At 61.7% G+C, this 19835-nt stretch carries 19 protein-coding genes; 13 read left to right on the plus strand and 6 right to left on the minus strand.

Going from position 1 to position 19835, the window contains the following annotated elements; translation table 11 throughout:
- Positions 1–103: 103 nt before the first annotated feature.
- The 7 genes from rpsA to B3397_RS10215 all read left to right on the plus strand — a co-directional run bounded on the left by rpsA (position 104) and on the right by B3397_RS10215 (position 5353).
- Positions 104–1792 carry a 30S ribosomal protein S1 gene (gene rpsA, locus B3397_RS10185; RefSeq protein ID WP_049861362.1) on the plus strand — a complete coding sequence of 563 codons (1689 nt, stop codon included), beginning with the start codon at positions 104–106 and terminating at the stop codon, positions 1790–1792.
- A 136-nt stretch (positions 1793–1928) separates the two neighbouring features.
- Positions 1929–2228 (plus strand): hypothetical protein, encoded by a 300-nt coding sequence (locus tag B3397_RS10190; protein ID WP_296249640.1) that lies wholly within the window; start codon positions 1929–1931, stop codon positions 2226–2228.
- A 134-nt stretch (positions 2229–2362) separates the two neighbouring features.
- Positions 2363–3115 carry a metallophosphoesterase gene (locus B3397_RS10195; protein ID WP_296249641.1) on the plus strand — a complete coding sequence of 251 codons (753 nt, stop codon included), beginning with the start codon at positions 2363–2365 and terminating at the stop codon, positions 3113–3115.
- Positions 3116–3215: 100 nt separating this feature from the next.
- A complete protein-coding gene (locus B3397_RS10200; protein WP_296249643.1) occupies positions 3216–3515 on the plus strand; it encodes a hypothetical protein in 300 nt (99 codons plus the stop codon).
- A gap of 243 nt (positions 3516–3758) precedes the next feature.
- Positions 3759–4052 carry an integration host factor subunit beta gene (ihfB, locus tag B3397_RS10205; RefSeq protein ID WP_296249645.1) on the plus strand — a complete coding sequence of 98 codons (294 nt, stop codon included), beginning with the start codon at positions 3759–3761 and terminating at the stop codon, positions 4050–4052.
- 24 nt (positions 4053–4076) lie between these two features.
- Complete coding sequence (locus B3397_RS10210) at positions 4077–4343, plus strand: lipopolysaccharide assembly protein LapA domain-containing protein (RefSeq protein ID WP_296249647.1); 267 nt, start codon at positions 4077–4079, stop codon at positions 4341–4343.
- Between the two features lie 161 nt (positions 4344–4504).
- On the plus strand, positions 4505–5353 hold the full coding sequence (locus B3397_RS10215; RefSeq protein ID WP_296249649.1) for a DUF2242 domain-containing protein: 849 nt from the start codon (positions 4505–4507) through the stop codon (positions 5351–5353).
- A 281-nt stretch (positions 5354–5634) separates the two neighbouring features.
- On the opposite strand, the gene B3397_RS10220 is transcribed toward B3397_RS10215, so the two are convergent.
- The 4 genes from B3397_RS10220 to B3397_RS10235 form a co-directional block, all read right to left on the minus strand.
- Positions 5635–6657 (minus strand): AraC family transcriptional regulator, encoded by a 1023-nt coding sequence (locus B3397_RS10220; protein WP_296249651.1) that lies wholly within the window; start codon positions 6655–6657, stop codon positions 5635–5637.
- Positions 6658–6661: 4 nt separating this feature from the next.
- Positions 6662–7777 (minus strand): carbon-nitrogen hydrolase family protein, encoded by a 1116-nt coding sequence (locus B3397_RS10225; protein ID WP_296249652.1) that lies wholly within the window; start codon positions 7775–7777, stop codon positions 6662–6664.
- 81 nt (positions 7778–7858) lie between these two features.
- Positions 7859–9253 (minus strand): heavy metal sensor histidine kinase, encoded by a 1395-nt coding sequence (locus tag B3397_RS10230; protein ID WP_296249654.1) that lies wholly within the window; start codon positions 9251–9253, stop codon positions 7859–7861.
- Positions 9246–9920, minus strand: a complete 675-nt coding sequence (locus B3397_RS10235) for a heavy metal response regulator transcription factor (RefSeq protein ID WP_296249656.1) — start codon at positions 9918–9920, stop codon at positions 9246–9248. Before B3397_RS10235 ends, B3397_RS10230 begins: the two co-directional genes overlap by 8 nt.
- 135 nt (positions 9921–10055) lie before the next feature.
- Here B3397_RS10235 and B3397_RS10240 point away from each other — a divergent pair, with 135 nt between their 5' ends.
- From B3397_RS10240 to B3397_RS10265, 6 genes are all read left to right on the plus strand, one after another.
- Positions 10056–10523 (plus strand): GlcG/HbpS family heme-binding protein, encoded by a 468-nt coding sequence (locus tag B3397_RS10240; protein WP_296249658.1) that lies wholly within the window; start codon positions 10056–10058, stop codon positions 10521–10523.
- Positions 10524–10534: 11 nt separating this feature from the next.
- Entirely contained in the window at positions 10535–10939 is a 405-nt protein-coding gene (gene uraH, locus B3397_RS10245) for a hydroxyisourate hydrolase (protein WP_296249660.1), read from the plus strand.
- A 315-nt stretch (positions 10940–11254) separates the two neighbouring features.
- Complete coding sequence (gene acnA / locus B3397_RS10250) at positions 11255–13933, plus strand: aconitate hydratase AcnA (RefSeq protein WP_296249727.1); 2679 nt, start codon at positions 11255–11257, stop codon at positions 13931–13933.
- 76 nt (positions 13934–14009) lie between these two features.
- Positions 14010–14735 (plus strand): ABC transporter substrate-binding protein, encoded by a 726-nt coding sequence (locus B3397_RS10255; RefSeq protein ID WP_296249662.1) that lies wholly within the window; start codon positions 14010–14012, stop codon positions 14733–14735.
- 239 nt (positions 14736–14974) lie between these two features.
- A complete protein-coding gene (locus tag B3397_RS10260; RefSeq protein ID WP_296249664.1) occupies positions 14975–17011 on the plus strand; it encodes an NADPH-dependent 2,4-dienoyl-CoA reductase in 2037 nt (678 codons plus the stop codon).
- A 149-nt stretch (positions 17012–17160) separates the two neighbouring features.
- Complete coding sequence (locus B3397_RS10265; RefSeq protein WP_296249666.1) at positions 17161–18051, plus strand: 1-aminocyclopropane-1-carboxylate deaminase/D-cysteine desulfhydrase; 891 nt, start codon at positions 17161–17163, stop codon at positions 18049–18051.
- A gap of 70 nt (positions 18052–18121) precedes the next feature.
- Here the strand turns inward: B3397_RS10265 and B3397_RS10270 are convergent, their stop codons facing one another.
- Positions 18122–18670 (minus strand): cytochrome b, encoded by a 549-nt coding sequence (locus tag B3397_RS10270; protein WP_296249668.1) that lies wholly within the window; start codon positions 18668–18670, stop codon positions 18122–18124.
- A gap of 76 nt (positions 18671–18746) precedes the next feature.
- Positions 18747–19694 carry a DUF1853 family protein gene (locus tag B3397_RS10275; protein ID WP_296249670.1) on the minus strand — a complete coding sequence of 316 codons (948 nt, stop codon included), beginning with the start codon at positions 19692–19694 and terminating at the stop codon, positions 18747–18749.
- Between the last annotated feature and the right edge of the window lie 141 nt (positions 19695–19835).

The raw sequence follows: 19835 nt of genomic DNA on the forward strand, positions 1-19835 counted from the left end.
ACCCAGTCAACATCCCGGTGGCTTTCTTTTACTTGAACGAAACCCACGTTGTCTGGAGCGTGGCTGATGGGCGTATGTTTCGCCCAAATCTACAGGAATTAAAATGAGCGAAAGCTTTGCAGAACTCTTTGAAGAAAGCCTAAAAACTCTCAATCTTCAGCCAGGCGCAATCATCACCGGTATCGTTGTCGATATCGACGGTGACTGGGTTACCGTTCACGCCGGTCTGAAATCCGAGGGTGTCATCCCGCTCGAGCAGTTCTACAACGACGCTGGCGAACTGACCATCAAGGTCGGTGACGAAGTTCACGTTGCGCTGGACGCGGTCGAAGACGGCTTTGGCGAAACCAAACTGTCCCGTGAAAAAGCCAAGCGCGCCGAGTGCTGGATCGTTCTGGAAGCAGCTTTCGCCGCCGAGGAAGTGGTCAAGGGCGTTATCAACGGTAAGGTTAAGGGCGGCTTCACTGTCGACGTTAACGGCATCCGTGCGTTCCTGCCTGGTTCCCTGGTCGATGTCCGCCCTGTGCGCGACACCACCCACCTGGAAGGTAAAGAGCTCGAATTCAAGGTCATCAAGCTGGACCAGAAGCGCAACAACGTTGTCGTTTCCCGTCGCAGTGTCCTGGAAGCCGAGAACTCCGCCGAGCGCGAAGCTCTGCTGGAATCCCTGCAGGAAGGTCAGCAAGTCAAAGGTATCGTCAAGAACCTCACCGATTACGGCGCATTCGTCGATCTGGGTGGCGTCGATGGCCTGCTGCACATCACCGACATGGCCTGGAAGCGTATCAAGCACCCATCGGAAATCGTCAATGTTGGCGACGAGATCGATGTCAAGGTTCTGAAGTACGATCGCGAGCGTAACCGCGTATCCCTGGGCCTGAAGCAACTGGGCGAAGACCCATGGGTTGCTATCAAGGCACGTTACCCAGAAAGCACCCGCGTCATGGCGCGCGTCACCAACCTGACCGACTACGGCTGCTTCGCAGAGCTGGAAGAAGGCGTGGAAGGCCTGGTACACGTTTCCGAAATGGACTGGACCAACAAGAACATCCACCCTTCGAAAGTCGTACAAGTCGGCGACGAAGTGGAAGTCATGGTTCTGGACATCGACGAAGAGCGTCGTCGTATCTCCCTGGGTATCAAGCAGTGCAAGTCCAACCCATGGGAAGACTTCTCTGGCCAGTTCAACAAGGGCGATAAGATCTCCGGCACCATCAAGTCGATCACCGATTTCGGTATCTTCATTGGTCTGGACGGCGGCATCGACGGCCTGGTTCACCTGTCCGATATCTCCTGGAACGAAGTCGGCGAAGAAGCCGTACGTCGCTTCAAGAAGGGCGACGAGCTGGACACCGTCATCCTGTCGGTAGATCCAGAGCGCGAGCGCATCTCCCTGGGCATCAAGCAGCTGGAAGACGATCCGTTCTCCAACTACGTTGCTGTCAATGACAAAGGCGCTATCGTTCGCGGTACCGTCAAGGAAGTTGACGCCAAGGGCGCTGTCATCACCCTGGCCGACGATATCGAAGCCACTCTGAAAGCTTCCGAAATCAGCCGTGATCGCGTTGAAGACGCGCGTAACGTCCTGAAGGAAGGCGAAGAAGTCGAAGCCAAGATCATCAGCGTCGACCGCAAGTCCCGCGTCATCCAACTGTCGATCAAATCGAAAGACGTTGAAGACGAGAAAGAAGCGATCCAGAGCCTGCGCGACAAGCCAGCCACTTCGGATATCGCTGCCGGTCCTACCACTCTGGGCGACCTGCTGCGTGCTCAGATGGAAAAGCAGAACTAAGTTCTGTTTGACCTGTAAAAAAGGGCGGCTTCGGTCGCCCTTTTTTGTGCCTGCAATTTGGCCATTACGGCTTGCACCGAACTATCGCGGGGGCCCTATACTCAAAGCCGTAACAAAATGCCCAAGGACCCCCGGGATGAAAATTGTAGTAACCGCGATCCTGTTCGTTTTGATCGGCGCCACTTCAGCATGCTCGACGACCTCAGTGGTCAAGCGTGAGTACAAAGGTGCCCAGGCGTTGCAGATCAACTGCAGCGGGCTGGGGTCTTCCTGGGACAAGTGCTACGCCAAAGCCCAGCGCTCCTGCCTTGCCAATGGCTATCGCGTATTGGCCAAGACCTCCGATGTGAAGGAGGAACCTGGAGATGGCTTTCTCGGCTGGAATCCGGGGATGGCCAGCCGCACCATGTTCGTGAGGTGCAACGCCCCCAGCTAGGTGAAGCGCTTTTGCCCAGGCGTCATGTTTCTGTGGGTCAGATGTTGGCAAGGTCAATGCATGCAACGTGTCTAGCACCGCGAATTCGACTGAATTCCGTCGTACGGACATCTTGTGACAGTGACTTCAAACCTATGACCCCATCCGCAGCACTCACCACCTGCCATAGCCTGCCGCGCAATCCCGCGGGCCGGGACTTTGTGGTGGGCGATATCCATGGCCACTTCGAACTGGTCGAAGATGTCATGCGTCAGGTAGCGTTCGACCCGCAGCGTGACCGGATGATCGCGGTCGGCGACCTGGTCGACCGCGGCCCCAACTCCCATGACGTGCTGGCTTGGCTCAAGCAGCCCTGGTTTTTTTCGGTGCGAGGCAATCACGAACAGATGATCCTCGATCATCATGTCGGTACCGGTGAAGAAGCCCGCCATCGCAAGAACGGCGGCGCCTGGTTCCACGATTCCGATCAGGCCGTACGCCGGGCCATTGCCTTGCGGCTAGGGGCGCTGCCATTTGCACTGGAAGTTGAAACCGCTGCAGGCAAAGTTGGCGTGGTGCACGCCGAACCACCCTTGCTGCCAGGTCAGCACCATTGGGACGACGTCGTCCTTAATCTCTCGGGCGGGCAGGGCGGTGATGTGCAGCAATTGGCCCAGCGCCAGGCGCTGTATTCGCGCTTACGGATTCAACAGCGGGACGTGGTGCCGGTCCAGGGGGTACGGAGCGTCTACGTGGGTCACACGAGCGTCCCGGAGCCCATGCAGTTGGGCAATGTGGTGTATCTGGATACTGGCTGCTCCTGGGCCGATGGCAAGCTCAGTGCCATCGAGTTGAGCTCGGGCATGATCATTACCGCAGAGTACGAACAGTTACAAAGTTCCTGGTAGCGCGACCGAAACGCGATTGAAGTTAATTAGCAATTAGCCATCTATTTGGATAGGGTAGGTGGCCTGAAAACGCCATCAATGCAGTCGCTAAGGCCGGGGAATGAAACAGATACTGATCATCGCAGCTGCGCTGCTGATCACCGCATGTGCCGCAACCTCCACTACACACGGCAAACGTGGCAGCCGTGGTATCCACATCAACTGCTCGGGTCTGACCTCGTCGTGGAATCAGTGCCTCAAGGAGGCAGACTCGGCCTGCGGTCCGGCGGGTTATCGAACCTTGGCCAAGTCCAGCGATGCCAAGGAAGACCCTCAGGATTATCTGTTTGGCCTCAACCCGGCCGGCTATTCGACGCGCAGCATGATCATCAAATGCCGCAAGAGCAGCACCTTCGATTAAAACGGGTGTGAACCAGAACGGCTCATAAGTCCCTCAAAGTACGCGCAAAAACCGGGCGACCCGTGCAAGGACGCGGGTTGCGTATGACCCAAAATGAATCACCCGGCTGTCATGCTTCTGCAAAGCCACTGTGCTCAAACCAATTGATTTCGAAGAAGTCAAGGCTTGGGCTGTTCAAATCTGTCCGACCATGCTAAAACCTTCTGAGCGCTGATCTAGCTGCTTGATAAAGAAGGGAAAAATATGACGAAGTCGGAATTGATCGAACGTATTGTCACCCATCAAGGTCTACTCTCATCGAAGGATGTCGAACTGGCCATCAAGACCATGCTCGAGCAAATGTCGCAGTGCCTGGCCACTGGCGATCGGATCGAGATTCGCGGTTTTGGCAGCTTTTCCCTGCATTATCGGGCGCCACGCGTAGGTCGCAACCCAAAGACCGGCCAGTCTGTCAGCCTCGACGGCAAGTTCGTCCCGCACTTCAAGCCGGGCAAGGAACTGCGTGATCGCGTCAACGAGGACGAAGAGCACGTTTGATTGCACCGGTGAAAGGAGAAGGTTTTGCGTAATCTGAAAAAGCTGTTGCTGGTACTCATCTTCCTGGCGGTCGCCGCAGTGGTGCTGCTGTTCGTATTGGAAAATCAGCAGCCGATAGCGCTCACCTTCCTGGGCTGGTCCGGCCCTTCCTTGCCAGTATCGGTATTCGTGTTGTTGGGTCTGCTGGCCGGCATGGCGATTGGCCCCGTGCTGGGCTGGTACGTCGCTGCACGCAGCAAACGCCGCTTTCGCAAGCGCCTTGCCCAATCCAAGGCCGCCACCCCGTTGTGATGTCGGTCCGCCATCGGGTGTCTGGCTCCCGCTCAGGCGTTACTGGTCGGGTATGAGAAACATCATGTAGCAGGCAGGTAAGCGCCATGAAACGCTTTTCACGCCCCTACCTTCCTGGTTCTGTTGCACAATAGGCGCAGACTGTTTTCCCAGGATCGACAATGTCACAACCATCTCGCTACGGTGCTCGCCCGTTGGGTGCCGCGCTGGCTTTCGTATTGATCGGCCTTGCCGGTTGCTCCTCGCAAAAACCAGCCATCTACGAACACGAGAACTTCGACGACTCGGGTACCTTCTCGCGCAATTATCCGGTCAGCGATACGGCTTCCTGTGAAGCAGCACGGCGCGCGTTGTTGAGCCAAGGCTACATCATCACCAGCAGTGATCCGAAGCTGGTCAGTGGCCACAAGAGCTTTCAACAAACCGGCGAAACTCATCTGGAAATCAGCTTCAACGTCGTCTGCGCAGCGGATGCGACGGACCAGGGCTCGACGATGTTTGCCAATGCCCTGCAGGATCGCTACGCGCTGAAGAAGGTCAATAACTCTGCCAGCCTTGGCGTGGGTGTGCTGGGGTCGGTGTCGATGCCCATTGGCTCCACCGACGACTCGATGGTAAAGGTCGCCAGCGAGACAGTGGCCTCGGACAAGTTCTACGACCGCTATTTTTCCCTGGTGGAAAGCTTCCTGCCCGCCGAGGTCAAGAAGGCTGCCCATATCCCCGAGAAACCGAAGAACGATCTGGGGGTACCGGAAGCGGCACCGGCGCCACTTGCTCCGGCAGAGCAGTCCAACCAGCCCGCACAGCCGGCAGTCCAAGCCCCTGCCCAAGCGGTGCCTGAGGTCTCGCAACCCATGGCACCACCCGCAGAGCCGGCGCCGATCGAATCCATTCCCCTCGAGCCCGCGCCAACCGTCGAAAGCGCTCCGCCGGTCTCTGCTCCAGCCGAGGCACCGGCACCGGCGGCCGAGCCTTCGGTCGACACGCCAGCCGCTACGCCAGCCCCGTGATAAATCCTGCCGCCTTTGCTACGTTTGATAGTCAAGGGTGGTGGGTTCAATCGCCCTGGTCAGGCGTCATCGTTCCTTCATCGTGGCACTTTATGCTCGTGCTCAAGGTCGGTAACTGCCCATGGCCTGGACATCATCGTGAGGGGAGCAAACCAATGGACGACTATCAGGAAGAATGGCTGGAACTGCGTGCCGCAGAGCAAGATCCGCTAGAGCCTGCGGACGACGCTACGGAGTTGTGACGGCTGTACCCGCGCCATCTCGGCCATCTGGGTGCACGCTCAATGACGGGCTGAACGCCGGTATTCACCAGGCGTCTGCCCGCTCCACCGTTTGAACGCCCGCTGGAACGCTTCCGCCGAAGCGAAACCCAGCAGATAGGCAATTTCCCCCAGCACCAGTTCAGTGTCCCGAATGTAGGTCATCGCCAGGTCGCGGCGGGTGTCATTGAGGATGGCACGAAACTGAGTCCCTTCATCCGCCAGTCTGCGCCGCAAGGTCCACACCGGCAACTTCAGGCGTGCGGCAACTTCCTCCAGGCCCGGCTCGCGGCCACCGTTGAGCAACGGCCCCAGCAACTGACCGATGCGCTCACTCAGTGTGCGTGTGCGGGTGACCTTTTCCAGCTCCTGTTCACACAGTTGCAATAGATGCTGCCAGGTGCTGGGACAGTGATCGGGGTTGCGCAGGCTCAAGCTGGCGTGGTCCAGGCGCACCTGGTTGTGTTCGCAGTCGAAGAAGGTGTGCAGCGGATAGAGCTCGGCATACCCCGGTGGCGCGAACTCGATGTCAATGCGCTGCGGTTGGAGCGCGTGGCCAGCCAGGGTACCGAGTTGATGCACCCAGCCGGTCAGTAACGAGTCGACGACGAAGCGGTTGTAGGCATTGTACGGGCTGATCGAATAGAACCTCAGCCAGGCGCCGGCGGAGTCTTCATGGAAGCTGGATTGGCCGCGGTAGTTGGAGGCATACAGCGGTTCGAAGCGGATCAGCGTGCGAGCCGCTTCACGCACGGTGGGTGCCTGTGCCGCCGCCACCCCGGCAAGCCCGGCCTGGCTCAGGCGGCTGGCCCGTCCCATGGCCAGGCCCAACCCCGCATCACCGGTCAATTCGATGGCCGCATGCCCAAGGCGCATGTAGCGAGGAATCGACAATCGCCCGCCGGCTTGTGCCAGGCGGCCCGGATCAAGACCATAAGCGTCCAGCAGCGGCGTCGGATCCTGGCCGTGGCTACGCACGGCCGCAGTCAGGCTCTGAATGAAGCCGACCGAAAGATCCCCCAGCCGGACAGGGGCGCGGCTCATGTGCTCATAGCCACAAGTTGATCAAGCGCGCGCCCCGACCCTCGCTCACCTGGCTGGTGTGCTCGTCACGGCGAACAAAACTCTGCCCTTCGTTCGGCTCATTCCAGAAGCGGCCACCCATGAATACTGCAAGGCTTGCCAGGGGCTGATCGCCGGGTATCAGCCGCTGCCATGCCTGGCCCTCGGTGACCTCTCCCGGTTGCAGCGTGATCTGGGCAGGTGGCATGGAACTTCGAAACCCGCGCCATGGCCGTTGCCAGCGCCCTGGGCCCGAGGCCGATGCCGGAACAGCGAGCAACTGCACGTTCTGCTCACGCAGTTGGGCGTAACTGGCCGGATACCAGCTATCGGTGCCGATCAGTACGCCCAGCCTGCCGGCGGGAGTATCGACAATATTGAAAGGCGCATCGCCTGCGGGCTCCACATAGCGACGTGTCGCGTGATTGAGAAAGTGCTGACGTTGCGGCTGTGCCAACGGGCGACCGTTGCTGCCGAACACTACACTGATGTTGTAGAGCGGGCCACGGCCCGGGCGCAGCTCGCCTTGTACCAGCGACGGGTTGGGCAAGACGATGGAACCGGCCACCAGGGTGATCCCGAATTCTCTCGCCAGCCCGCCGAACAGATGCTGATATTGCTCGGCCATCTCCTGAGCCTTCATGCGCAGGTAGGCGTCCTCGAGACGGTCACGCCCCTGGGCACCGATCAATCCGCTGGCGAACTGGAGCGGATTGCTCAGCGCCAGCCATTGCTCGGCTTCCTTGCGCTCGGTGGCCTCGTAGAATTCCTTCTTCTCGCCCACCGCCCATAACCAGGTACCGATGTGTTCCGGCAGCACCACCACGGTCTTGTCGTTGAGCAGCCCTTGCTCGCGGGCTCGCCGCAGGTAGCCCGCCAGCTTCAGATGCAGGCGCTGCACGCTCTGGTAGTCGGCGGCGAAGAGTTCGGGCTGGATGCCCAGCAGATTGCCGCGATCGCCTCGCTCACCTTGAATGGCGTCCGTCTGGATGCGCAGGTCGGACAGGTAGTAGCTGGCCGGGCGTTTGCCGGTCCATAGTGCATAGACTGCCACGCATGTCACGAGCAGCAGGACGACAAGGGAAGTCAGGAGTTTACGCATGGGTTACAACGGCAGGCACCGGTACTGGGGTCGGCCTAGGGTAGACGCCGTACGCGGGCGGATCAATGACTTGTGTCGGCATCAGCGCTCGAGCGGCTCGGCAGGCCGCGGCAAGGCGAGGGTAAAGCAGGTGCCGCGGGCGTCACTGACAACCGTGACCGTGCCGCCGAGCAGGGTCATGATCGAGCGCACGATGGCCAGGCCCAGGCCACCGGAGTCTCCCGGCTCTGCCCGCGAGGGATCGATGCGAAAGAATCGATCAAAGAGTTTGTCCAGGTGTTCGGCGGCAATGGCCGGCCCCTGGTTGCAGACGCTGATGCAGGCCGTATCGTCCAGGTAATGGCAGCGCAACTGCACCGCCGTGCCGGGCAGGGCATGGCGCACGGCGTTGGCCAGCAGGTTGGCCAAGGCGCGTTGCAGCAATTGCAGGTCGGTTTGCAGGGTGCCGTTGAGGCTGTGTTGCAAGGTGGCGCCGCGGTCCTCGGCCAGGGCCTGGAAGTAGTCGCACATCTCATCGCCCAGCCAGGCCAGGTCGATGGCTTGCAGATTCACCGGGCGCTGCCCGTGATCGGCCCGAGCCAGGAACAGCAGGTTTTCCACCATACGGTTCAGGCGCTCGTACTCTTCGATATTGGAGCCCAGCAGTTCGCGGTATTCGGCAGCAGTGCGCGGTTGGTTGAGCGCCTGCCCGGTGCTGCCCAGCAAGTTGTGCAGGGGTGTGCGGATTTCGTGGGCCAGGTCCGCGGAAAACTGTGACAGCCTTTCGAACCCTTGGTCCAGCCGGGTCAACATGCCGTTGAGCGCCTGGATGGGCGCCTGTAATTCGGCGGGCACGGCGTTGGACGGCAGCCGTTTGTGCAGATTGCGCAGGTCGATCTGGGCCACCGCCAGGGCGATATCTTGCAGGGGCGCCAATGCCCGACGGACCAGCAGCAGACCAATGCCCAGCGCCAGCAATGCGCCCGTGGCCACACCCAGATACAGACGCAGCCGATAGCTGGCCAGGATCGCCTCGCGCTCGGCCAGGCGCTTGCCGACCAGCACGGTCAGCTGTTCGCCCGCTGGGCCCAGGGCGCGGCCGCTGAGCACCAGTGCAGCGTCGTGAACGTGGATGTCGGCACGCTGGGGCGGCTGGTCAATGGCAATGGGCGCTACGCTGGGCAGCAACTGGGCGTGAGGGTTGATCTCGATGACGGTGCTGCCATCGGCACGGCGCACCCACAGAACGCTTTCCTGATTGCCGAGCATGTTCTGGTAAAGGCCGGGGCGCTGTTGCAGTGCGCCCAGGCTATCGCTGTCGTGCAGCAGGGCACGCACCTGCTCCAGGCGGCCCAGCAGTGCCAGATCGTCGCGGTAGGCAATTTCGGCTATCAGAGAGCGATACAAAAACAGCGCCACGCCGGCCAGCACCACGGAGCACACCAGGGCAAACGCCAGGCCCAGGCGCCAGGCCAGGGAATGGGCGCGATCACTCATCCTCGGTGTCCAGCTGATAACCCACGCCGCGCACGGTGTGAATCAGCTTGGGCATGAACGGGTCGTCGACCTTGGCGCGCAGCCGGCGCACGGCCACTTCGACCATGTTGGTGTCGCTGTCGAAGTTCAGGTTCCACACCTGTGAAGCGATCAGCGTGCGGGACAACGCTTCGCCGCGGCGGCTGACCAGCATGTGCAGCAGGGCGAATTCCTTGTTGGTCAGGTTGATGCGCTGGCCACCCCGGCTGACCCTTCGGCGCAATAGATCCAGCTCCAGATCGGCGACGCGATAGACCTCAGGTTCGCGAGCCGGGCCGCGCCGTAGCAAGGTACGGACCCTGGCCAGCAGTTCAGCGAAGGCGAAGGGTTTGACCAGGTAGTCGTCGGCTCCCAGTTCCAGACCGCGCACGCGGTCCTCGATCGCATCCTTGGCGGTGAGAAACAGCACCGGTGTTTCACCGCGCTGACGGATCAGCTTGAGCAATTGCCAGCCATTGAGGCCCGGCAGCATCACGTCCAGGATGACCAGGTCGTACACCTGTTCCTCGATCAGGTAGCGCCCGTCCAGGCCGTTCAAGGCCACGTCCACCGCAAAACCCGACTCCCCCAGCCCCTTGGCCAGGAAATTGGCCGTCTTGGCTTCGTCTTCCACTACCAGCACTCGCATCGCTCACCTCTTTGTATGCGCGCCTAGGCTAGGCCTGATACGCCGGCTTGCCTATTACAAAGTTGTAATCCGTGTGACGGGGTTCTGTGGGGGAGGGGTTGTTAACGTGCAGCCACCCCCATCAGGAGCTCTCCCATGACGCCACGAAACCTGCTGTTCGGCGCGCTCTGCCTGGCCACGGCGCACGCCCAGGCCGCGCTGCCTCAGCATCCCGACCTGGATTTGGCCAGCGCCCTGCGTCTGGCCAGCGGCAGCGATTGCACTGCAGCCATTGCCGTTCTGGACCGGGGTGGTAACCCGATCCTGCAACAACGCGCCGATGGTGTCGGCCCGCACAACGCCGATGCCGCCCGCCTGAAGGCCTACACCGCGCTTTCCACGAAAACGCCGACCCGGCTGTTCGCCGAGCGCGCTCGCAACAACCCCGAAGCCGCCAACCTGAACACCCTGGGCCAACTGCTGCTGTTGGGCGGTGGTGTGCCGCTGTTCGAAGGCCAGCAATTGGTGGGCGCCATTGGCATTGCCGGGGCCGGTGGTGCCGAGCAAGACGAAAACTGTGCAATCAAGGCCGCCGAACACCTTGGCCTGGCCATTCACCCTTGAAGGAGCGACACATGAACATTCGTAGAACCCTGCTGGCCATGGCGCTGGCGTCGGTATCCGGCTTTGCCGCCGCCGCCAATCCGTTGAGCGTGCACGTACTGAATCTGGAAACCGGTGTGCCATCGCCTGGCATCACCGTCACCCTGGAACAACATCAGGGCCAGCGCTGGGAATCCCTGGGGCAGGGCACCACCAATGAGCAGGGTCGGATCGCCGAACTGTTCCCCGCACAGCGCACCTTCGCACCGGGCGAGTATCGGGTGGTGTTCAAGACGGGTGAGTACTACAAAACCGCAGGCCACGAGACGTTCTTCCCCGAGATCCCGGTGATCTTCGAAGTGAAGAACACCGATCAGCACTATCACATTCCGCTGCTGCTCAGTCCTTATGGCTTCAGCACCTACCGCGGGTCGTAGTCTCACGGCCGGCAAGTCTGATCATTCCCCTGGTTAAAACGCAGGCCGGTGCGCAAAGCGCATCGGCCTGCAGCGTTTCAATGTTGCGCAGGCAGTCGAGCTGCGTTTGGGCACGAACGCAAATCGTGATTGTATTATGTCGCTCTGGAGTACAAAATGCGGGTGCGGCGCTTGATTGGGCACAGACCTGAATCTCGCTGACCTAGACCAGTTCCCAATGCGCTACGACCTGACCACCCTGGCCCATCCATCAGCGGTGAGCAGGCGAGCTGTCGACCAACAGCGCGGACATTGAAAAAAATGAGTGATGCAACCATGACCGAGCGTGCCACCGGCCTGTTGAACACCTTGCTGATCGATGGCGAACACTTCGCGTACGTCGATCTGCACAAGATGTTGACGCCTTCTCAAATTGCGAAACTTCCGTATTCGATCCGTATCCTGCTGGAGAACGTCGCGCGTTGTACCCCTCAGGCGCTACCCTCGGTTCTGGCCAGGGCGCTGGGCGAGGGGCCGGACTGCGAAGTGCCTTTCCAGCCCAACCGCCTGATGTTCCATGACACCACGTGCTTGCCAGCCCTGGCGGATTTCGCCGGCATGCGCGACGTGGTTGCGGAGTTGGGTGGCGATCCCAAGGCCATGAACCCGCTGATCCCCGCAGTGCTGACCATCGACCACTCGGTGATCGTCGAGCATTACGCTGAACCCGATGCGGTCGAGGAAAACCTCAATATCGATTTTCGTCGCAACAGCGAGCGCTACCGCTTTATCAAGTGGGCGCAGAAGAGCCTCGACAACTTCGGCGTGATTCCGCCGGGCACCGGCATCATCCACCAGATGAACATGGAGGCGCTGGCGCAGGTGGTCTGGGAAAGCAAAAGCGAAGACGGCCAGCGCATGCTCCACCCCGACGACATGGTCGCCACTGACAGCCATACGCCCATGATCAATGCCATTGGCGTATTGGGCTGGGGTGTGGGTGGGCTGGAAGGGCAGGCGGCCATGGTCGGCGAGCCGGTACCGATCAGCTTTCCGAAAGTCGTCGGCATTCGTGTCAGCAACATCATGCGTCCCGGTGTGACGGCCACCGACCTTTCGCTGCACGTGGCGCAAATCCTGCGCAAGCGTTCGGTGGTCGGCAAATTCGTCGAGTTCACCGGCTCTGGCCTTTCCACGCTGAGCTGGGCAGCCCGCGGCACCGTTGCAAACATGGCACCTGAGTATGGCGCGACGGTGGTGTTCTTCCCGTTCGACACTGACACGCTCAACTATCTAGAATTGACTGGCCGCTCTGCGCAGTTGCGCAACAAGGTTGTGGCCTACATGAATGCCCAGCCACTGTGGCGTCGTGACGAGCATCCCGAGCCGCAATTCGATGAACTCATCGACCTCGACCTGGCCAGTATCGAGCCCAGCGTGGCCGGCCCTCATCAGCCCCATCAACGCCAAAGTCTGGCGAACGCTGCGGCGTCGTTCCGTGACGGTGTGATGGGCGGTGGTAACCTGATCGCCGGTCCCGCCCAGCAGGTTTTTTTCGAGCCCAGCTTCGGTGAGCCGATCACACATGGCGCCGTCGTGATGTCGGCCATCACCAGTTGCACCAACACGGCCAACCCATCGCAAATGGTCCAGGCCGGTCTGCTGGCGCGCAACGCCCGTGCGCTCGGGCTCAAGAGCAAACCCTGGGTGAAAACCTCATTGTCTCCAGGCTCGCAGGTGGTGGCGGATTACCTGGCCGAAGCGAACCTGTTGGAAGACTTTGCGGCGCTGGGCTTCGACCTCGCAGGCTTCGGTTGCATGACCTGCATCGGCAACTCCGGCAAGCTCGAAGAGCACGTCGAAGCCTTTGCCGATCAGGGTCTCAAAGGTGTGGTGGTATTGTCCGGCAACCGCAACTTCGAAGGTCGAGTCAATCCGAAACTGCAGGCCGGTTATCTGGCATCGCCTGCGCTCTGCGTGGCCTATGCCATCGCCGGGACTATCGATATTGATCTGGAGTCCCAGCCCCTTGGCCGGGATGCAAACGGCCAGCCGGTGTACATGCGCGACCTGATGCCCAGCGATGCAGACATTGCCGCCCAGGTACTGGAAGTGGTCAAACCCGAGTTCTTCCAGCAACGGCTGGCGACAGTCTGGAACGGGACCCATCAGTGGCAGGCGCTGTCGGCAGTCGGTAGCGTGCAGTTCCCATGGAGCCCGGAGTCGACCTATCTGCGCCGTCCGCAGTACCTGGCGGACATCAAGGCCGAACCGAAAGATTCGCTGGCCATCGGTGGCGCGCGGGTGTTGATGGTGGTGGGCGACAACGTCACCACCGACCATATTTCACCGGCGGGTGCGATTCCGGGCAACAGTCTGGCCGGACAGTGGCTGCTTGAACGCGGCGAAGACCCGCAGGATCTCAACCAATACTCCACCCGTCGCAGCAACCACGAAGTGATGTTGCGCGGTGCCTTCACTAACCGTTCCGTGAAGAATCTGCTGCTGGGGGACAACCAGCCAGGGCTGGGTGTGTGGGCGTGGAATGCGGATCACAGCGAGTGCTTGCCGTTGTTTCTGGCGGCCGAGAGTTATACCCGTCAGCAGACTCCGATGGTGGTCTTCGCTGGCATCAACTATGGCGCCGGCTCCAGCCGTGACTGGGCGGCCAAGGCTCAGGCGTTGCTCGGCGTCAAAGCCGTGGTGGCCAGCAGCGTGGAACGCATCCACCGCAGCAACCTGATCGGCATGGGCGTGATCCCGCTGCAGTTCAAGCCTGACCAAAAGGTTCAGGACCTGAACCTCGATGGCAGCGAGCACCTTGACTTCGCCGGGCTGGATGACCTGGTCGTCGGCAACAACCCGGTCATCATGACCGTGCGCCGCAGCAATGGCGATCAGGAGCGCGTCCAGTTGTTCGCCCGCATCGATTCCTTGCAGGAGATCCGCTACCTCATCAATGGCGGCGTGTTGCCATACGTGATCCGCAAGGTGGTCAAGCGCACGACCTCGTAAGCTGTATTACCCTTGTTGCGGCCCTGGCTACTAACCTCTCACTGCCCGTCCAGGCTATGGATTCGGAGAAAAACACATGAGCTCAGTATCACCGGCCGTCCTGGCTGATCTGGCCCCTGCCGGCACACTTCGTGCGGCGATCAACCTGGGTAATCCTGTGCTGGCGCAACAGGCCGCCGATGGCAGCCCGCAAGGGGTCTCGGTCCAGCTTGCCAAAGCCCTGGCGAAAGAGCTGAACGTCGCGCTGGAAATGGTTATCTACGATGCCGCAGGAAAAGTCTTTGCCGCCCTCGATCAAAAAACCTGGACCGTGGCGTTCATGGCGATCGAGCCGGTTCGTGCTGCCCAGGTTGCCTTCAGTGATCCCTACGTGGCGATAGAAGGGACTTACCTGGTGCGAGCCGATTCGGCGTATTTCCAGGTCGACGATCTGGACAGCCCTGGCCTGAAGCTCGCGGTGGGTAAAGGCGCGGCCTACGATCTGTACTTGTCCCGGACGTTGAAGCACGCCGAGTTGCATCGGGCTGAAACCTCGGCGGGTGCAGTGGACTTGTTTCTCGACCAGGGGCTGGATGCTGCAGCCGGTGTGCGTCAGCCGCTGGAGAAGTTCGCTGCGGCCCATGCCGGTTACCGAGTGATCGAGGGGCAATTCACCTCCATTCGCCAGGCCATGGCCGTGCCCTTGCAGCACTCGGCAGGGGCTGAATACGTTCAGGCCTTTGTGAAGCGGCAGAAGGCCAATGGCCTGGTCCGCGCGGCACTGGACGAAACCGGGCAGGCGGACGTTACCGTTCCGGAGTAACGCCCGAGCGCGAGTGAGCGCCGTTCCACAGGTTGCGGCATTCGGCTGGCGGTAAGCGGCCGTAGGATGCAGCCTTGGCACACATAATCGTTCAAGAGGGCTGTGCGTTTCGGTCAGTCAGTTGTCACTTTCAGCCATTGAGCGCGGGCACCATGGTCTTTACTGTCTGGTGCTACCCATGACGAGCCCCACCTTCACGAGGCGCTCGCATTTTCCGTGATCATGCCTGTGGAGTACCTATGGCCGCCGCCCCCTATCCGCATCTGTTGGCCCCGCTGGACCTGGGCTTTACCACTCTGCGCAACCGCAGCCTGATGGGCTCCATGCACACGGGGTTGGAAGAGAAGCCCGGTGGGTTCGAGCGCATGGCGGTGTATTTCGCCGAACGTGCCCGTGGCGGCGTCGGCTTGATGGTCACCGGCGGCATTGCACCCAACGAGGAGGGTGGGGTGTACGCGGGTGCGGCCAAGCTGAGCACCCCCGAAGAGGCGGAAAAGCACAAGGTGGTGACACAGGCGGTGCATCAGGCGGGGGGCAAGATCTGCCTGCAGATCCTTCACGCCGGGCGCTATGCCTATAGCCCCAAGCTGGTGGCGCCCAGTGCGATCCAGGCACCGATCAACCCCTTCAAGCCCCATGAGCTGGACGAAGACGGCATCCAGAAACAGATCGCCGACTTCGTCCAATGCGCACGGCTGGCCCAGTCGGCGGGTTACGACGGCGTCGAAATTATGGGCTCCGAGGGCTACTTCATCAATCAGTTCCTCGCTGCCCACAGCAATCAGCGCAGCGACCGCTGGGGCGGCAGCTACGAGAATCGCATGCGCTTGGCGGTGGCTATCGTGACCCAGGTGCGCGAGGCGGTGGGGCCGGATTTCATCATCATTTTCCGCCTGTCGATGCTCGATCTGATCGAGGGCGGCAGCGTCTGGGAGGAAGTGGTGCAACTGGCCCAGGCCATCGAAGCCGCGGGCGCCACGCTGATCAATACCGGTATCGGCTGGCACGAAGCGCGCATTCCTACCATCGCCACCAAGGTACCCCGGGCGGCGTTCAGCAAGGTCACCGCCAAATTGCGCGGTGCGGTGAAGATTCCGCTGATCACCACCAATCGGATCAACACCCCAGAGGTAGCCGAACGGATTCTGGCCGAGGGTGATGCCGACATGGTGTCCATGGCTCGACCCTTTCTGGCCGATCCGGAGTTCATGAACAAGGCGGCGGGCAGTCGTGCCGATGAGATCAACACCTGCATCGGTTGCAACCAGGCCTGCCTGGATCACACCTTTGCCGGCAAGCTGACCAGCTGCCTGGTCAACCCCCGTGCGTGCCATGAAACCGAACTCAATTACCTGCCGGTCACTACGGCGCGCAAGATCGCCGTGGTGGGCGCAGGTCCAGCGGGCTTGGCGGCAGCGACCGTGGCGGCCGAACGTGGCCATGCCGTGACCCTGTTCGATTCGCGCAGTGAAATCGGTGGTCAGTTCAACGTCGCCAAGCGAGTGCCGGGGAAGGAGGAGTTCTATGAAACCCTGCGTTACTTTCAGCGCAAGGTGCAGCTTACCGGTGTCGATTTGCAGCTTCAGACACGGGTCGATGTAGAGCAGTTGGTGGCCGGGGACTACGACGAGATCATCCTGGCCACCGGTATCGCCCCGCGCTTGCCGACGATCCCCGGCATCGAGCATCCCAAGGTGATGGGCTATCTGGATGTGCTGCTCGAGCACAAGCCCGTGGGGCCGCGTGTAGCGGTGATCGGGGCAGGGGGCATCGGCTTCGATGTGAGCGAGTACCTGGTGCACCAAGGGGTGTTTACCAGCCTGAACCGTGAAGCGTTCTGGAAAGAGTGGGGCATCGATCAAGCGCTGGAGGCGCGGGGTGGGGTGGCCGGTATCCGCGCTGAGCCCCATGCACCGGCGCGTCAGGTCTATCTGCTGCAACGCAAGAAATCCAAGGTCGGCGATGGCCTGGGCAAGACCACCGGCTGGATTCACCGCACGGGGCTCAAGAACAAGCGGGTGCAGATGATCAACAGTGTCGAGTATCTGAAGATCGACGACGCCGGGCTGCACATCAGCGTTGATGGCGGTGAGCCGCAAGTGCTGGAGGTAGATAACGTGATCATTTGCGCTGGCCAGGACCCGTTGCGTGAATTGCAGGAGGGTTTGCTGGCGGCGGGGCAGACGGTGCATCTGATTGGCGGAGCAGATGTCGCGGCGGAGCTGGATGCCAAGCGGGCCATCGGGCAGGGATCGCGGTTGGCGGCCCAGTTGTAGTCGCAGGCGGCTGGAGGGGTAGGGCTTGGGCGTGGTGGTGAAAGATCCCCTGGCCCAAGCCGCTCCCGCAGGGAGAGGGCGCCAAGCAGACCGCCGATAGCCGTCACACCCCAGGCCCCTGACCGGCGCCAACACGCTATCATCCGCCCATGAACCCGAACCTGCCCCCCGCCCCCCTACAACGCCTGCACCTGTCCTGGCTGAGCGCTGCCGGCATAGAGGCCGCCATCCTGCGCCTGGATCTGATCGATCCGCTGATCAGCGGCAACAAGTGGTTCAAGCTCCAGCACCACCTGCTCGCCGCGCAAGCCGCCGGGCACGAAGGGCTGATCAGCCTGGGGGGCGCCCATTCCAATCATCTGCACGCACTCGCTGCCGCCGGCAAGCGGCTGGGCTTTGCCACGGTCGGGCTGCTGCGCGGGCATCCGCTGCAGACGCCTACTGTCATCGATCTGCAGACCATGGGCATGACGTTGCACTGGCTGGGTTACCAAGGCTATCGCGAGCGCTACGCCCCAGGTTTCTGGGAGCCTTGGCAGGCCCGCTACCCGACGCTGCTGCCGGTGCCCGAGGGCGGTGGGGGCGTGCTCGGTGCGCAAGGTTGCGCGGCCTTGCTGGAGCAGGTCAATGCTCAGTTGCCGGCGTTGGAGTGGGCCGATTTCGACGGTTGGTGGCTGCCGGTAGGCACCGGCACTACGCTGGCCGGCCTGGTGCTGGCCGAGCGTGGTCGGCGCTGGGTGCACGGCGCCATGGCCGTACCCTCGCGGCATGGGGTGCATGAGCAGGTGATAGCGCTGTGCGGAACGCAGGGCTATTCGTTGATCGACGCCAGCCGTGGCGGCTTCGCCAAAACCGATGACCGGCTGCTGGCTTTCATGAGGCAGGCGGGCGAAGAATCGGGCGTGCCGCTGGAACCTGTGTACACGGCCAAGGCATTGTGGGCACTGCACGAGGCGGTTGAGCGAGGAGCGTTGAAGCGCGGGACGCGGCTGGTGTTCGTGCATACCGGAGGGTTGCAGGGGTGGCGAGGGTCCCACTGAGGGCCCATGTGGGAGCGGGCACTGCCCGCGATGGCGGCAGCCGGCCAGACTCGAGGTGGGTAACCGCCCCTTAACCCCGTCGTGGCAACATCCTCACCAGCGTATTGTCACGCCGCACATAATGGTGGCCAATCCCGGCCAGCGCGTGCAGGCCGATCAGCCAGTATCCCCACTCGCCAAAGCTCATGTGCCAGTCCTGGATCTGCCCGGCCAGGTCGCGGTTCTCGCCCATCAGAGGCGGCAATGCCAGGCCCCAGAATGGCACCGTGCGGCCTTGCCCGCTGAGGATCAACCAGCCCAGAAGTGGCATGCCGATCATCAAGGCATACAGTGCCCAATGCATCAGCGTCGCCAGCAGCGTCTGCCACACAGGCGGCGCAGGCACTATCTGCGGGGTCACGCCCAGGGTGCGCGCCAGCAGGCGCAGCCACACCAGCGTGAATACACTCAGCCCCAGCATGAAATGAAACTGCACGATCAAGGCGCGCGCCTCGGTACCTTTGGCAAACTGGCCACGCAGTTCGATACAGGCGTAGGTGGCGGCCAGCAGCACAACCATCAGCCAGTGCAACGCAATGGAAAGGCGGCCGTAATGGGCGTTGGTGTTCTTCCAGGTCATCGCGCGGTGGCTCTTACACGGTCATGGGAGGGATACGGGAAGGTTATCGGCGGCCGGCGGGGTTAATTGAACCCGCTCACACACCCGGCACATTCGGCCACAAATCGGCGACCAGAAAAAGCCGTTCCGCTTCTTCCCAGTCACCCTGTTCGTTCAGCGTCAGGCGCACCAGCAATTGGGCGGCGGCCAAGGGGTCCAGTTCGCCGATCCAGGCCTCCAGTTGCGTGGGTGGCCATACGTCGCGGGCATCGTAGCGTGCCGGTGCCAGCCAGGCGTGGCGGGGCAGGGGCTGCCAGCGCCCGGCGGGGCTCTGTTCGACGAACAGCGGCCAATCGCGCTGCCGTACCCATCGACCGCGCAGATGATCCGGGTGTGCTCCCGAGGGGGGCTCCGCCATTCCGGGCCAGGGGTAGAGCAGATAGCCGCCCAGCCATAGATGCGCATCGAATGTTTCGATATCCAGCGCGGCCAGTGCGTCAGCGCTCTCGGGGCGAGCGGAAATGGGCACCTGATGCTCGGCCAGGTGCGCCAGCTTGCGGCCCAGACGGTCCTGGCTGCTAGGCCCCAGCCACTCGAAGGGGTCGGTGCCGTTTGCGACGGGTGGGCCCAGGTACAACTTGATCGCCAGTTCCAGGTGGTGCACGCCGTCCCGGTCACGCAACAGCACATCCAACTCCCCCAGCGTATGCCCGCCGCGACGTATCGGCAGGTTGGCAGCGATCAGCTCGATACCGGGTGCGTGCTTGAGGGCGAACTGCCAGAGGCGCTCATAGTACAGCCCCAGGCGCCGGGTGGGGCCCAATGCCAGCCAGTCGAGCAGTGCGCTGCTGTCGGCGTCGAGCTCGCGCAGCCAGTCCTGGAGCGCGGCCGGCTGGTCGACCCAGTCGCTGCCGGTCAACGGATGGCGCTGAGGCCAGGGTGTGTCCTGCAGCATGGGCGGCGCCAGAATGACCCAGGCCAGGTCGCGGACCTGAGGCTGGAGCAGTTGGCGTGGCAGGGCCTTGAGGGTAGGAAATAGATTCATGCTGCGAGCATAGCCGCTTGGCCGCTGGCTGAAAGGGTTTTGTATGGCAGATGCTTTACTCCATAATCCGAAGCAGTGGTTTTGTCAGACTTCATGACACGACCGCCGTTGTGGAATGTGCCTGGCGCATCCCGAATAGCC

Origin of the sequence: Pseudomonas sp. UBA4194 (genome assembly GCF_002379585.1) — a bacterium.
Taxonomy (GTDB): Bacteria; Pseudomonadota; Gammaproteobacteria; order Pseudomonadales; family Pseudomonadaceae; genus Aquipseudomonas.